Genomic DNA, 13,383 nt, shown 5'->3' with positions numbered 1-13,383 from the left:
GCGGCGCGTTCACCGCGGCCCCCGGGGCCGGGCCGACCGCGACGGCCCGGCCTACCGGTCAGCCCGCGACCAGCGTCAGGGTGTTGTGGATGGGCGACTCCATCGCGGGCGCGCAGGCCCCGGCCGTGGAGGCCGCGCTGACGGCCGGCGGTGTGCGGTTCAAGAACGCCACCTCCGACGGCGGCGGCAACATCGTCGCCGGTGATCACCCGGTGACGGCCGTGGCGGCCAAGGACACCTGGAAGAGGCTGAAGGAGTACCTCGTCTCCTTCCGGCCAACGGTGATCGCGTACCAGATCACCACCTACGACTGGGGCACTCCCCGCCAGCAGCTGGCGGCCTACCGGAAGCTTGCCCGGGCGGCGAAGGACGCTGGTGCCCGGCTCGTCCTGGTGTCCGCCCCGCCGTTCAGGATCGACGAATTCTTCGAGCCCCACGAGTCCGCGATCAAGAGCGCCCCCGCGATGGCCGCCAAGGTCGCGGACGCTCGCTACCTGGACGCCTCTGAGCTGTGGGGGGACGACTACGCCGCCGGCAAGGCTCAGCGGGCCAAGGACGGGATCCACTCCTGTCAGCAAGGGTCGGCGGCCTTCGCCACCTGGTTCGCCAGGCAGCTCGGCCAGCTGGCCGGCTTCACCCCGGCCGCCCCCGGCGCCTGGGCCACCGGGCCGTGGACCGGCGACGAGCGCTTCGTCAAACTCGGCTGCGGCTGATGGATCCGGCCGCCCGCCGCCCGCATATCGGCGCGCTCGACGGGCTGCGCGGGCTCGCCGTCGCCGCGGTCCTGCTGTTCCACGCCGGGCACATGCGCGGCGGGTTCCTGGGCGTCGACCTGTTCTTCGTCCTGTCCGGCTTTCTGATCACCGGTCTGCTGCTGGCGAAACTCGCCGGGCGCGGCCGTATCGACCTGGTGGCCTTCTGGGGGCGCAGGGCCCGCAGGCTCCTGCCCGCGTTGGCCGTCGTGGTCGCGGCAACGTTGCTGCTGGCCTGGGCGTTCGCCGGGCCGGGCATGCTGGGGTCCGCCCTGCGGGACGCACCGTGGGCGGCCGCCCAGAGCCTGAACTGGCATTTCATCGGCGAGCAGATCGGATACTGGAACGCCTCCGGCACCCGTCTGTTCGCCCACCTGTGGAGCATCAGCGTCGAGTGGCAGTTCTACCTGGCCTGGCCCCTGGTGGTGGCGCTGGTCGGAAGGGGGCGCGGCGGGCAGAACCGGGTCGCGGTCGTCGCGGTCGCCGGCGCGTTCGTCTCACTCCTGCTCATGATCAGGCTCGGGGCGGCCGTGGACACCACCCGGGCCTACGAGGGCACCGACACCCGGGCCGGCTCCCTGCTCCTCGGCGCGGCCGCGGCCACCGCGCCCGTCCGCAACGCCGTGGCCGGCCTGTCACGCGCGGCCGTGGACGCGATCTGCGTCCCGGTGCTGGGCGGGCTGCTCGCGTCATGGGTGCTGACCAGCGGGGAAACGACCCCCGGCCTGTTCCGGGGCGGAATGTTCGCGCACGCCCTGGCCGGCGCGGCGCTGATCGTGCTCCTCGCCCGCGCGCCGGACGGTCTGGCGGGCCGGGCTTTGGGCAGTGCCGTACCGCGCCGGCTGGGCGAGCTGTCCTACGGCCTGTACCTGTGGCACTGGCCGGTCTATCTGCTGCTGCCCCGGCCGGTTGCCGGGCTCACCGGATGGGGCTGGACGGTCGCCGCGATCGGCCTGTCGCTGCTGGCTGCGGTAGTGTCGAAGGCCGCTGTCGAGGACCCGGTACGGCTGCGCGCCCGGTGGGCCACCGGACGCCGTGGATGGGTGGCGCTGGCCGTCGCGGGAGTGATGGCGGCGGGACTGTGGGCGGCGATACCGCGGCCGCAACCCGGTGCCGGGACGGTCGATGTGAGCAAGCTCGGTCAGCTCTAGCCAGGTCACACCGGTGACATCGCGTCGAGGAGGAGAACGACACATGCCGGGGGTGCTGTGCCGCGTGGCGACCGTAATGGTCGCGGCGGCGGCCCTGGCGGGCTGCGGGATCACCGACACCGATGCGCTGCCCGCCGGTCAGCCGGTCCAGGGCGGCCTGACCGAGAACAGCGACCAGCTGCTGCGGGTGTACTTCGTCACGCAAGAGGGCACCTGGCCGGTCTCGCGGCCGGCCCCGGCCGGAAACCGGCTGCAACAAGCCATGAACGCGTTGCTCGCCGGCCCCACGGCGGAGGAGCGGGCCCGAGGGCTGATCACACAGCTTCCCTCGTCGACCCGGCCGGTCCGGGCCACGACGATCAGCGGCCGGGTGGAGCTACGGCTGCCCTGGCAGGTACGCAACCTGCGGCCGGTGGCGGTGAGCCAGCTCGTGTGCACGGCCGCCGCCGCGTACGCCGGCGACGACCCCGTCGTCGAGGTGGTCGAGCCCGCCATGGACCGGCCCTGGCCGGTCAGATGCGACGAGAACGGATCGGCCGTCCCAGCCGACCAAGGAGCCTCCTCATGACCCGCGTGCTGGTGATAGAAGACGATCCGGCCGTGCGCCGGGGCGTGAGCGTCGGCCTGCGCCACAGGGGCCACGAAACCGTGCTGGTCGCGACCGGTGAAGAGGGGCTGGCCGAGCTTGTCGCGAGCGCCCCCGAGGTCGTGCTGCTCGACCTGATGCTGCCCGGCATGAGCGGCCTGGAGACCTGCCGCCGCATCCGCGCCTTCAGCCAGGTGCCCATCGTGATCCTGTCCGCGCGCGACGATGACGTGGACATCGTGGTCGGTCTGGAGGCCGGCGCCGACGACTACGTGATCAAGCCTGCCAGCAGCGAGGTCATCGAGGCACGCATGCGCGCGGTGCTGCGCCGTACCACGCCGCCCGCCTCCTCCGGCCAGACCCGCACCACCCACGGCGACCTGCTCATCGACCGGGTCGCCCTGCGCGTGCTCAAGCACGGCGCGCAACTCGCGCTGGCGCCGACGGAGCTGAAGCTGCTGCTGTTCCTGTCGGCCGCGCCCGAACAGACCTTCAGCCGCCAGCAACTCCTGGAACAGGTGTGGGAGCACACCTTCCACGGCGACTACCGGCTGGTCGACGCGTGCGTGATGCGGCTGCGGGCCAAGATCGAGGACGACCCCCGCAACCCCCGCTACATCCAGACCGTACGCGGCTTCGGCTACCGGTTCGGACCGCTGTGATCTCCCCGTCCCTCCCCCGCGGTCTGCGAGCTCAGCTGGTCCTGGTGTTCCTGCTGGTCTCCGTGCTCAGCGCGCTGATCGCCGCCACCATCACCTTCCGTCAGGGCCGCACCGCGATCGTGGAACGCGCCCAGGCCGACGCCCTGCAGGACCTGCGCGCCCATCTCGCCTCCCGGACGCCTGACCTGCCCGCCGACCCCACCGAGGCGGACCTGCGCATGCTGGCGCTGCAACTGGACCGCGCGACAGGCATCCGCGGCTGGCGCACCGCCCTGTCCTATCGCGGCGGCCCGCTCATCGCCACCGGAGCCCAGCCGCCACTGCCCGTGCAGTTGCGCGCTCAAGCGGCCACCGCGACCACCGCACTGGCCCAGCGCTTCCATCTCGGCCAGGAGCCCTGGCTGGCCGTGGCCCTTCCGGTCTCCGCAGCCGCCCGCCCACACGGCCCCCCGCCCCTCGTCGTCTACGCCTCCTTCTCCCTGGCCTCCCAGCAGCAGGATGTGGACACCCTGGCGGCCGCCGCCCGCGCCGGAGCCCTGCCCGTCGCGCTGGTCTCCATCGTCCCCGCGCTGCTGGCCGCGCGCAGGCTGCTGCGACCGGTACGGCGGCTGCGGACGGCCGCCGAGCGGATGGCGGGCGGCAGTCTCGACACCCGCGTACGCGTCACCGGCAACGACGAACTCGCCGACCTCGGCCGTACCTTCAACAGCATGGCGGCCACGCTCCAGTCCGACGCGGCCGCGCTGCGCGACATGGAGGCGCGGGCACGCCGGTTCGCCGCCGACGTCTCCCACGAGTTGCGCACGCCGCTGGCGGCCATGTCAGCCGTGACCGAAGTCCTCGACGCCGACGCCGCCTCCGGCCGTCTCGCGCCACTCACCGCCGAGGCGCTGCAACTCGTCTCCGACGAGACACGCAAGCTGAGCCGCCTGGTAGAGGATCTGATCGAGGTGTCCCGCTTCGACGCCGGCGTCGCCGTACTGAACCTCGACGAAGTCGACGTGGGCGAGCTCATCGGCAAGACGCTGGCGCTGCGGCACTGGCGCGACCGGGTCCGCACCGATGTTCCCCCCGGGCTGCGCGCCCGGCTCGACCCGCGCCGCGTCGATGTCATCCTGGCCAACCTGGTCGGCAACGCGCTGCGGCACGGCGGCTCGGCGGTATCGGTCCTTGTCCAGGTTCGGGCCGATGCCGAACAGATCGTCCTCACTGTCTCCGACGACGGGCCCGGCATCCCCGCAGACCTGCTGCCCCACGTCTTCGACCGCTTCACCAAAGGTGACGCCGCCCGTACCCGTACCGACGGCAGCGGCCTGGGCCTGGCCATCGCCACCGAGAACGCGCGCCTGCACGGCGGCACTCTCACCGCGGCCAACTCCCCCCGAGGGGGAACCGTCCTGACCCTCACCCTGCCGCGGAGCCATAGGAATCGCCTATAGCACCTGCTGACATTTCGTCTTTGCCTCTCGTTCTTTCCCGGACGTACCGTAAAACAGCTCGACGAGGTGCTCACCGCGATATCTCCGAGGATTCGCGCTCTCTGCACGTCCTTTTTCTTTCGTCGAGCGGACAATTACGGATCGAGAGGACCGCCGGTATGACCGCGATTGAGAACGGATCGGGAACGCGAGAACTGGCGGGGAAGCGGGCCCTGGTCACGGGTGGTTCTCGCGGAATCGGAGCGGCCGTCGTGCGCCGGCTCCTGGACGCGGGCGCGGAGGTGCTCACAACCGCCAGGTCGGCGACGAGCACGGTGCCGGAGGGGGCCGTCTTCGTGGAGGCCGACGTGCGGACCCGGGCTGGAGCGGAGGCACTCGCCGCGGCGGCGCAGGAGGCGTTCGGCGGGGTGGACATCCTGGTTCACAACGCGGGTGGGGCGCGACCGTACAAGGACAGCTCGGCCATCCCTGACGAGGAGTGGCAGGGCGCGCTGGACCTGAACTACCTGGCGTCGGTGCGGCTGGACTCGCTGCTGGTGGCGGGGATGCGGGAACGGCGGTCGGGGATGATCGTACACGTCTCCTCGGCCGCGGTCCCCACCTCGGTGGGACCGTTCCTGCACTACACGGCGGCGAAGGCGGCGCTGGAGAACTACAGCCGGGGACTGGCCCTGGAGCTGGCCCCGTTCGGAATCCGGGTCAACACCGTGAGTCCCGGCAGAGTCGCCACTCCCGGCGGCGAGGCGACGCGGGAGCAGTGGGCGCGCCTGGACGCGGCGCCGGCGGGCCAGGACGATCCCACCGTGCCGCTGGGGCGCGATGGCCGGCCCGATGACATCGCCGACGCGGTGCTGTTCCTCGTGTCCGACCGGGCGAGCTGGCTGACCGGGAGCAATCTCGTCGTGGACGGCGGCGAATTCCCCAGAGGTTGACGCGGACGGCATTCCAGAACGCCGGTTCCGACCAAATGAATTCATCGAGTCGCGCCGAGGCGAAAAGCCCGGCACATCATCGACGTTTTGCGAGAAAGAACGGAAGAAGTCTGGCATGGACAAGTACAGCAACAAGAATGCAGTGATCACTGGCGGCGGCAGCGGCATGGGGTTCGCGATGGCGAAGCTGCTGGTTGACGGCGGAGCCCGCGTGGTGATCACCGGTCGTTCTCAGGCCACGCTCGACGCCGCGCTGGAGCGGCTCGGCAAGAACGCGGTGGCCGTCCGAGGCGATGTGGCCTCACTGTCCGACCTGGATGCTCTGGCCGACCGTGTGAAGGGCGAACTCGGCACGATCGAGGCCCTGTTCGTCAACGCCGGCATCGCACCTCTCACGCCCTTCGAGTCGACGACCGAGGAGGTGTACGACGAGCTGTTCGCGATCAACGTCAAGGGCGCCTACTTCACCGTGCAGAAGCTCGCCCCGCTGCTGAGCACGGGCGCCGGCGTCGTCCTCACCACCTCGATCGCGAACGTCATCGGCATGCTGGAGACCAGCGTCTACGCGGCCGGCAAGGCGGCGCTGCGCTCGATGGCCCGCAGCCTCTCCCGCGAGCTGCTTCCGCGCGGCATTCGTGTCAACGCGGTCAGCCCCGGGCCCATCGATACGGGCATTCTGGAGAACACGATGACCGAAGAGGCCGCCGAGCAGTTCAAGGCGCAGCGGGTCGCGGACAATCCCATGCAGCGTTTCGGCACCCCCGACGAGGTCGCCAGGGCGGCCGCGTTCCTCGCCTTCGAGGCCACTTACACCACCGGCGCCGAGTTCGTCGTGGACGGAGGCGCTACCCAGCTCTAGGCTCGTCCCACCGTTCCGCCATGGGGTCGGGCCCGGCTGCGACCGGCCCAGGAGGCTCTCACCCTGACTGTCCGGAGATCGTCCGCCGTCGTCCTGCGCACGCCTCGTACGCACCTGGCCCAGCCGCCCGGCTCGCCGCTCGAGGTGGTCACGCTCCCTCCGCAGGAGCCGGGCTCGGGTGCGGGACCTGTTGCAGCAGGTGGTCCGCGGCCAATGGCGACCTGATGTTCGGGACCACCCAGATCCCGCTGCCCGTCCTCTGGGCCGGCGAGCCCCTCTACGGTCGCGCGATCGGCCGGGTCGTCGAGTCACGCGCCGACGACCCGGCCGGTGGGAACCGTCGTGCTGCACATGTCGGGCCGGCGCGAGGAGAGCATCCTGGGGCCGGGCGAGGCGTGCGGCCGACACTCCCTCCCGGCCGTCAGGACACCGGTGCCAAGGAGGCGGTGTGGTGCCAGGTCTCTTGACGCAGGAGTTCGAGCAGAGCCGTCTCCGCTGGGCCCGCGCCGGGCCGGAGCACGGCGATGACGGGCTGGGACACGGCCGGGTACACCGGGCGAACGAGGTGCTCGTGACCGTCGGGCACCGCGGAGGCCGGGACGAGCGTCACCCCCAGCCCGTGGGCGGCCCAGCGCACGGCCGTCGCCGTCTGGGACACGCGGGCGACCGTGGTCGGGGTCAACCCGTTGTCCCGCAGCACGTTCAGCAGCACGCCGTCGAGCGCGCTGTCGCGGTCGAACCTCACCCACGGCTCCTCCTCCAGCTCGCGCAGCTCGACCCGGTCCGCGGCGAGCCGCCGGTGCCCGGCGCCCAGCACCATGACGAACTCCTCGTCGCCGAGGTGGTGGGCGTCGGCGGGGGACCGCTCGCACGCCGCCATCAGGGCGAGGTCCAGCACGCCCCGGCGACACAGCCGATCCAGCTCGGCGGAGCTCTGCTCCTCGAAGACGGTGACCTCCAACCGCGGGAAGCGACGGCGCAGCGCGCCCAGCGCACCCGGCAGCTGCCGCGTGCCAAAGCCCATCTGCACCGCGACGACCACCTCGCCCGCCAACTCGTCGGCACCGGCCCGCGCCGTCGCCCTCGCCCGCCGCGACGCGTTCACCGCGACCTCCGCCTCCCGCAGGAACGCGCGGCCGACCACGGTGGGCACCAGTCCGGTGGGCGTGCGGGCGAACAGTTTCACGCCGAGCTCCTGCTCCAGGCCGCGGATCTGCTGGGACACCGACGGTTGAGCGACGTGCAGCAGCTCCGCCGCCGCCGTCACCGAGCCCTGCTCGGCAACGGCCAGGGCATACTCGAACTGGCGAAGGCTCATCGGCTCCCGTCCCCTCCTTGCGGTGAACCGCAATGTTGTAACTGGTGTAATAGTGTAAGTGAGCGCCGTTCAACCTCAGTAGATCGGGTTGGGCTGCCATGGATCGTGGCCCCGCACGATCGCGCAGGCTCTGACCTCGGTCGTGGCCCACACCCGTAGCTCCCGGTCCGATGCCGGTTCACCCAGCTGCCCAGCGCGCTGGCGTTGACGTCGAACTCCCGCGCCGCCGACGCGACCGTCCGATCGTCCTCCGGCACCATGAGGATCGCTTCTTCCTTGAACTCCGGCGAGCAGGAGCCCGGTCGCCACCTGCCGGGCTCCCCTCGCGGAGGACTGAACGTGCAATTACGTCCAATCCACATCGCCTGCCGCATCCCTACCGTGTCGGCATGACGACGCCGACCGAACCCAGCCCCGTCCCCCTTGACCTGACCCCCGGCATGATCGAGGACCTCGGCCGCCAGGCCCTCGACCTCGTCGTCCGCCAGGTCGCCGCCCTGCCTGAGGCCCCCGCCAGCGACTACCGGGCCGCCGCCGAGCTGTCGGCGCGGGTCCGCCGTCCCCCGGCCGACGGGCCCGGTGATTTCGCCGCCCTGCTGGAGACCTTCCGGCTGGCGGCCGGGCAGGGTGTGGACACCTCCGGCCCCGGTTACCTGGCCTACTTCCCGGCGGGCGGCCTCGTCTCGGCGGCGCTGGCCGAGCTGCTGGCCCAGGTCGTCAACCGGTTCACCGGGGTGGCGCAGACCGCACCCGCGCTGGTCGCCATGGAGGAGAGCGTCCTGACCTGGCTCGCCACCCGGTTCGGCCTGCCGCCGGGTGCGGGCGGGGTGGTCACGACCGGGGCCTCGGTGGCGACGTTGTCGGCGGTGGTGGCCGCGCGGCACGACCGGCTGGGCGCGGAGTTCGGCGACGGCACCCTGTACGCCACCGAGCACACCCACTACAGCCTGGCCAAGGCCGCGCACCTGGCCGGGTTGCCGACCGGCCGCGTACGCGTCGTGCCCACCACCGCGGACCTGCGGATGGACCCGGCCGCCGCGGCTGCCATGATCGAGGCTGACCGGGCGGCGGGACTGCGCCCGTTCCTGCTCGCCGGAACGGCGGGCAGCACCAGCACCGGCACGATCGACCCGCTGGCCGGCCTGGCCGCGCTGGCCCGCGAGCAGGGCCTGTGGTTCCACGTGGACGCCGCCTACGGCGGCGGCTTCCAGCTCACCGAGCGCGGGCGCGCCCTGCTGGCGGGGATCGAAGACGCCGACTCGCTCACCTTCGACCCGCACAAGAGCCTTTTCCTGCCGTACGGTACCGGTGTCCTGCTCGTGCGGGACCCGGCGGCCCTGCGCGCCGCGCACGCGGGCGGCGGGCAATACCTGCAGGATCTCAGCCCGGTCGAAGAGCTGCCCGACTACAGCCAGCTTGGCATCGAGCTGACCAGGGAGTATCGGGGCCTGCGGCTGTGGTTGCCGCTGCACCTGCATGGCGTACGCGCCTTCGCCGACGCTCTCGACGAGAAGCTCGACCTGACGGCCCTGGTGTATCGCGAGCTGTCGGCGAACCCGCGCCTCGAGGTGCCGTGGCCGCCGGACCTCACCGTCCTGCTGTTCCGGCTGCGGGACGGCGACGACGAGCGCAACCGGCGGTTCCTGGCCGACGTCAACGCCACCCGGCGCGTCTACCTGTCCAGCACCACGGTCGGCGGCGTCTTCTATCTGCGCATGTGCGTGCTGAGTTTCCGCACCGGCAAGGAGCGGGTGGAGGAGGCGCTGCGCATCATCGAAGCCGCCGCCCGCTAACGGGCACCCTCCGCGGGGCCGCCCGTCGTGAGGGCGCGCCCGTTCCGTACCCCGCGCTGGTACGCCCCCGGCGTCACGCCGACGGCCCGGCGGAAGTGCCGCGACAGGTGCGACTGGTCGCAGAACCCGACCGACACCGCCACCTCCGCGGGGGCGATCCCCCGAGCGAGCAGGGTCTTGGCCCGCCGCACGCGTAACTGCACGACGTACGCGTGCGGCGGCAGCCCGTAGGCCCGGCGGAACGCCCGCAGCAGCGCGAACGGCTCCGCCCCGACCGCCGCGGCCAGCGTGCCCAGGTCGGGCGGGTCGGCCGGAGAGACGTGCAGCAGCTCGCGGGCCCGGGCGGCGGCGCGGGCACCGGCCGGGGGCCGGCGGGCTCGCATCTGTCCCCTGGCGTAGCGGCCGATCAGGCGGGCCAGCAGCACCCGCAACATCGAGTCGGCCGCCAGCCGCGCGCCCTGCTCGGCCGCGCGGTGCGCCGCCAGGAGCAGCCGGCACGCGTCGTCGTCGTCCGCCACCCTCGACGGGAACGACGGAACGCCGTCCCCGGCCCCGGCCTCCCGCGCGATGGCCTGGACCTGCTCCGGCCGGGGGTAGAGGACCCGATACGACCATCCGTCGGGGGTGCGGGCCCGTCCGGTGTGCACCACGCCGGGGTCGATCATCACGATCGATCCGACTCCGGTGCTCCGCACGCCCTCCGGGAAGCCGATCTCCTCCTCGCCCCGCTCGACTGCGCCGATGGCGTAGGTGTCGTGCAGGTGCCGGCCGAACGGGTCACCGGTGAAGGTCGCCGACATCAGATCCACCCCGCCCCACAACGGGTCACGCCAGTACCGCACCGCGCTCATGCACCACACCGTACCGAGGGCCCCCGCCGGACCGGCCCGTCCCTCGCGACCGCCGGCGGCGAACGGCGGCAGCCGCAGAGCGCGGCGCTCTGCGGCTGCGTGGTGTCGGGACGGAGGAGAGGGCTCAGTCGGCGGTGGTGTCCCAGCCGTAGTCGGGCAGGTCGAAGAAGTCGTCGCCGTCCAGAGTGTCGACGCTGCCGGTGGCCAGGCCGGTCATCAGTGACTCGACCCCGGTCCGCACCGCGTTGACGAACATGCCCTTGTGCTTCTGGCCCAGATCGTCCTGCTGGCCGCGCACCTCGAACAGGACGGTGCCGGTGCCGTTCAGGGCGAACGCCGATCGGCCCTGCCCGGCGTACTCGCGGGTGTCCGGGTGGAAGTAGCGGCCGACGGCCGTGAGGGGGGACTGCGCGCCGTACGTCGCGATCAGCCCGTTGTAGACGGAGAGCGCGTAACGGCGGGACTTGTCCTGGTCCAGCGCCGGCCATTCCGCCTTGTACGCGGCGCCGTCCTGTACGCCGAGGGGCGGGTAGTCCAGCGAGAAGGTGATGAGGTCCCCGTCCTGGGGTCCGCCGGTGAGGCGGTCGCACGGCCCCATGTGGTGCAGGTCCACGTAGGCGTCGACGGCGCCCTTCTCCTGGCGCAGGCCGACGTACACGTCGCGGATCGCGCGCGACTCCGGAGCCAGGAAGAATCCCGCGTCGGTGTCCTCGCCGGGCAGATCCGCGGCCCGCGGCACGTAGTCGAGATCGGGGTTGAAGTCCCGGTTGAGGTCGTAGCCGGGGAGGTTGATGCCGTCACCGCGCAGGCTGTGGTACCAGGCGGCGGGGGCGCCTTGGAGCTGCGGGAACGTGGCCACCGTGTCGGCCCAGGACAGGACGTTGATGCGCCGGTTGAGCTCGCCGCCGTCGGGGTTGACCATCGGCATCGCGACCAGCGTGATGTCCTCGAGCAGCTGCCTGGTCCGCGCGTCGCCGCCGCTGCCGAGGTCCTTGAGGATCGCCAGCAGCGCCTCGGTCCCGGTGCGCTCGTTGCCGTGGATCGCCGACGTCACCAGCAGGACCCGGTCACCGGTCCCCACCCGGGCGGCCCACAGCGCCCGGCCCTGTGCGGAGTGACCCACGACCTCCACGTCGACGCGGCCGCTGCTGGTCCGCTCGATCTGCGCGAGCGCCTCACCGACCTGCTCGTGGTTGGACCAGCCGGACCAGGAGGGGTTCTCCTGAGTCGTGCAGTTTCCCGGCCCTTCCTCGTCCAGCGCGTGCGCGGGTGAGGCGGCGACCATCGACGTGGTCAATGCCATCGCCATGGTGGCGGCCATCATGCTCGTCCGGCCACTGAAGAATCGCGGTGACGGGCTTACCGCGTTCCCCTCGGCTTTTCCTGGAAAACATTTGCGCAGACGCACGACCGCTCCTTGCGTAAACCTGCCAGACCCGCCAGGGAAGACCGAAATCCCTGGCGGAAAAGTCACCAGCGACGTTTCCACGGCGGTCCGTCCGGGACAAGTCCGGAATCCTGTCAGTTTCCTGGGTGTTTGGCGGGCCCGGTTATGGCCGCGCCGTTCGGCGGCACGCCCCGACGCCGCCAAGGGTCACGCTGCGGCCCGGCCCGGACACCGAACGTGACACTTGTCATGCCAGTTGAGGTTTGTTACAAGAGTCATGGCGACCCGCGCCGGTCGTGTTGCAGCAAGCACCAGGGAAGGACGATATTCATTCTGCTTCGCCGTGCCGGAGTGCTCCCGACGCTCACGGCCCCATTCGGCCTATATCCAGGTATCAGCGGCCACCGGCTACGGCATCGGCGCGAGGAGCACGCAGTGTTCGCTGACTAACCCCTTTCCACCCTCCATGAGGGTGATTAACCGGGTGTCGCCGCGCATCGGGATCGGGCTCTCTCATGCGCCGGAATTTCGTGTTCTCAAGTGGCGGCGGAGCGCGCCCTGAAACCCATTTACGCCTCCGCCGACGTACACCGATAAGGAGACTGTTCTTGTTCACAAAACGACGAACAGCAGTTGTTCTGGCCACCGTTCTGGGCCTCACGATCTGGGGGACGGCGACGGCGTCCGCTGATCGCACGACGCCGGGAGGTCCCTGGGTCCAGGACGCGCAGCAGGTCTCTCTCCAGCGCCTGCACACCTACGACGAGCTCACCGCCGCACTGCGACGCCTGGAGCAGAGCTCCAAGGGCGCGGTCGACGTGGAGTCGATCGGGAGGACGAACGAGGGCCGCGACATCTGGACCGCGACGGTCGGCACCGGGCCGACCAAGATGCTCTACATCACGCAGCAGCACGGCAACGAGCCGCTGGGCACGGAGGCGGCGCTGCAACTCCTCCAGCGCATCGGCACGTCACAGGCCAAGTGGGCCGCCGACGTGCTCGACGACGTGACACTTCGGATCGTCGTACGCGCCAACCCCGACGGCACCGAACGTTTCCAGCGGCAGAACGTCGACCCGGACTGCTCCGGCCCCTTCTGCCTGTCCGGAGTGGGATTCGACATCAACCGTTACCACGACCCCGCGATGTCGCCCGAGGCCAACCCGGTGCCGGAGTCGGCCGCGATCCAGCGGATGGTGCGCTCGTGGCAGCCGGACATCACCGTGGACTACCACCACCAGGGCAGCTACCGCCAGCCCGACGGGTCCCTGGCCACCGCCTCCATCCTGTGGCCCACCAACCCCGGCGTGGCACCGCAGGTCCTCGCCGACAGCAAGCGCGTCGCCGGCCTCGTCTACACCTCGCTGCAGCAGTACGGTTTCGCCGACGTCAGCCTCTACCCCGGCGACGCCCTCCCGGGCATCGCGCGCAACTCCTTCGGCCTGCAGGGCAGCGCGAGCCTGCTGGTCGAGCTGCGCGGCGGTCTCGGCCAGAAGTCCGGCGGCTACCTGATCCGCACCGCATACGCCTCCATGGCCGCGCTGCTCCAGGCCGCCGCGGACGGCAGCCTCGCCGCGGTCGACCCGGCGGTGGCCGACACCATTCCGGAGCGCGGCGAGCCGATCGACCAGGACGACGAGGAGTGAAGAAGAC

General features: G+C 71.4%; 13 protein-coding genes. 9 read left to right on the top strand and 4 right to left on the bottom strand.

Translation table 11 applies throughout. The features are described 5' to 3' along the window. From AB0J69_RS44515 to AB0J69_RS44485, 7 genes are all read left to right on the top strand, one after another. A partial coding sequence (locus AB0J69_RS44515) for an SGNH/GDSL hydrolase family protein (RefSeq protein WP_364131211.1) occupies positions 1 to 713 on the top strand: 713 nt, incomplete at its 5' end. Continuing rightward, the gene (locus tag AB0J69_RS44510; RefSeq protein ID WP_364131208.1) at positions 713 to 1,903 is read left to right on the top strand and encodes an acyltransferase; all 1,191 of its coding nucleotides are present in this window, start codon (positions 713 to 715) and stop codon (positions 1,901 to 1,903) included. The genes AB0J69_RS44515 and AB0J69_RS44510, both read left to right, overlap by 1 nt. A gap of 43 nt (positions 1,904 to 1,946) precedes the next feature. Continuing rightward, positions 1,947 to 2,471, top strand: coding sequence for a hypothetical protein (locus tag AB0J69_RS44505; RefSeq protein ID WP_364131206.1), 525 nt, complete (start codon positions 1,947 to 1,949; stop codon positions 2,469 to 2,471). After that, the gene (locus AB0J69_RS44500; RefSeq protein WP_364131203.1) at positions 2,468 to 3,151 is read left to right on the top strand and encodes a response regulator transcription factor; all 684 of its coding nucleotides are present in this window, start codon (positions 2,468 to 2,470) and stop codon (positions 3,149 to 3,151) included. Before AB0J69_RS44505 ends, AB0J69_RS44500 begins: the two co-directional genes overlap by 4 nt. Positions 3,152 to 3,195: 44 nt before the next feature. Further along, positions 3,196 to 4,590, top strand: coding sequence for a HAMP domain-containing sensor histidine kinase (locus tag AB0J69_RS44495; protein WP_364131200.1), 1,395 nt, complete (start codon positions 3,196 to 3,198; stop codon positions 4,588 to 4,590). Between the two features lie 158 nt (positions 4,591 to 4,748). Then, the gene (locus AB0J69_RS44490) at positions 4,749 to 5,522 is read left to right on the top strand and encodes an oxidoreductase (RefSeq protein ID WP_364131198.1); all 774 of its coding nucleotides are present in this window, start codon (positions 4,749 to 4,751) and stop codon (positions 5,520 to 5,522) included. 115 nt (positions 5,523 to 5,637) lie between these two features. After that, a complete protein-coding gene (locus tag AB0J69_RS44485) occupies positions 5,638 to 6,381 on the top strand; it encodes an SDR family oxidoreductase (RefSeq protein ID WP_364131195.1) in 744 nt (247 codons plus the stop codon). A gap of 421 nt (positions 6,382 to 6,802) precedes the next feature. Here the strand turns inward: AB0J69_RS44485 and AB0J69_RS44480 are convergent, their stop codons facing one another. Both AB0J69_RS44480 and AB0J69_RS44475 read right to left on the bottom strand, forming a co-directional pair. Beyond that, positions 6,803 to 7,699, bottom strand: coding sequence for a LysR family transcriptional regulator (locus AB0J69_RS44480; RefSeq protein ID WP_364131192.1), 897 nt, complete (start codon positions 7,697 to 7,699; stop codon positions 6,803 to 6,805). After that, the gene (locus tag AB0J69_RS44475) at positions 7,696 to 8,061 is read right to left on the bottom strand and encodes a transposase (RefSeq protein ID WP_364131225.1); all 366 of its coding nucleotides are present in this window, start codon (positions 8,059 to 8,061) and stop codon (positions 7,696 to 7,698) included. The genes AB0J69_RS44480 and AB0J69_RS44475 overlap by 4 nt, the downstream gene beginning before the upstream one ends. A 27-nt stretch (positions 8,062 to 8,088) precedes the next feature. Here AB0J69_RS44475 and AB0J69_RS44470 point away from each other — a divergent pair, with 27 nt between their 5' ends. After that, positions 8,089 to 9,492: an aminotransferase class V-fold PLP-dependent enzyme gene (locus tag AB0J69_RS44470; protein ID WP_364131190.1), complete on the top strand. Its 1,404-nt coding sequence runs from the start codon at positions 8,089 to 8,091 to the stop codon at positions 9,490 to 9,492. Here AB0J69_RS44470 and AB0J69_RS44465 read toward each other — a convergent pair. Both AB0J69_RS44465 and AB0J69_RS44460 read right to left on the bottom strand, forming a co-directional pair. Further along, positions 9,489 to 10,343 carry an AraC family transcriptional regulator gene (locus AB0J69_RS44465; RefSeq protein WP_364131187.1) on the bottom strand — a complete coding sequence of 285 codons (855 nt, stop codon included), beginning with the start codon at positions 10,341 to 10,343 and terminating at the stop codon, positions 9,489 to 9,491. The two genes, AB0J69_RS44470 and AB0J69_RS44465, sit on opposite strands and share 4 nt — an antisense overlap. Before the next feature lie 124 nt (positions 10,344 to 10,467). Next, the gene (locus AB0J69_RS44460) at positions 10,468 to 11,652 is read right to left on the bottom strand and encodes a M14 family zinc carboxypeptidase (protein WP_364131185.1); all 1,185 of its coding nucleotides are present in this window, start codon (positions 11,650 to 11,652) and stop codon (positions 10,468 to 10,470) included. 686 nt (positions 11,653 to 12,338) lie between these two features. Between AB0J69_RS44460 and AB0J69_RS44455 the strand changes: the two genes are divergently transcribed. Further along, positions 12,339 to 13,376 carry a M14 family zinc carboxypeptidase gene (locus AB0J69_RS44455; RefSeq protein WP_364131182.1) on the top strand — a complete coding sequence of 346 codons (1,038 nt, stop codon included), beginning with the start codon at positions 12,339 to 12,341 and terminating at the stop codon, positions 13,374 to 13,376. Positions 13,377 to 13,383 lie beyond the last annotated feature (7 nt).

It is taken from the genome of Nonomuraea sp. NPDC049709, assembly GCF_040674815.1.
In the GTDB taxonomy this organism is placed as follows: Bacteria; Actinomycetota; Actinomycetes; order Streptosporangiales; family Streptosporangiaceae; genus Nonomuraea.
This window is presented reverse-complemented; position numbering and strand designations above follow the sequence as displayed.

Excerpts from the sequence above, each read along its gene's own strand:
- AB0J69_RS44510 (WP_364131208.1), top strand. The coding sequence starts at position 713 with ATGGATCCGGCCGCCCGCCGCCCGCATATCGGCGCGCTCGACGGGCTG.
- AB0J69_RS44505 (WP_364131206.1), top strand. The coding sequence starts at position 1,947 with ATGCCGGGGGTGCTGTGCCGCGTGGCGACCGTAATGGTCGCGGCGGCG.
- AB0J69_RS44500 (WP_364131203.1), top strand. The coding sequence starts at position 2,468 with ATGACCCGCGTGCTGGTGATAGAAGACGATCCGGCCGTGCGCCGGGGC.
- AB0J69_RS44490 (WP_364131198.1), top strand. The coding sequence starts at position 4,749 with ATGACCGCGATTGAGAACGGATCGGGAACGCGAGAACTGGCGGGGAAG.
- AB0J69_RS44485 (WP_364131195.1), top strand. The coding sequence starts at position 5,638 with ATGGACAAGTACAGCAACAAGAATGCAGTGATCACTGGCGGCGGCAGC.
- AB0J69_RS44480 (WP_364131192.1), bottom strand. The coding sequence starts at position 7,699 with ATGAGCCTTCGCCAGTTCGAGTATGCCCTGGCCGTTGCCGAGCAGGGC.
- AB0J69_RS44475 (WP_364131225.1), bottom strand. The coding sequence starts at position 8,061 with ATGTGGATTGGACGTAATTGCACGTTCAGTCCTCCGCGAGGGGAGCCC.
- AB0J69_RS44470 (WP_364131190.1), top strand. The coding sequence starts at position 8,089 with ATGACGACGCCGACCGAACCCAGCCCCGTCCCCCTTGACCTGACCCCC.
- AB0J69_RS44465 (WP_364131187.1), bottom strand. The coding sequence starts at position 10,343 with ATGAGCGCGGTGCGGTACTGGCGTGACCCGTTGTGGGGCGGGGTGGAT.
- AB0J69_RS44460 (WP_364131185.1), bottom strand. The coding sequence starts at position 11,652 with ATGGCGATGGCATTGACCACGTCGATGGTCGCCGCCTCACCCGCGCAC.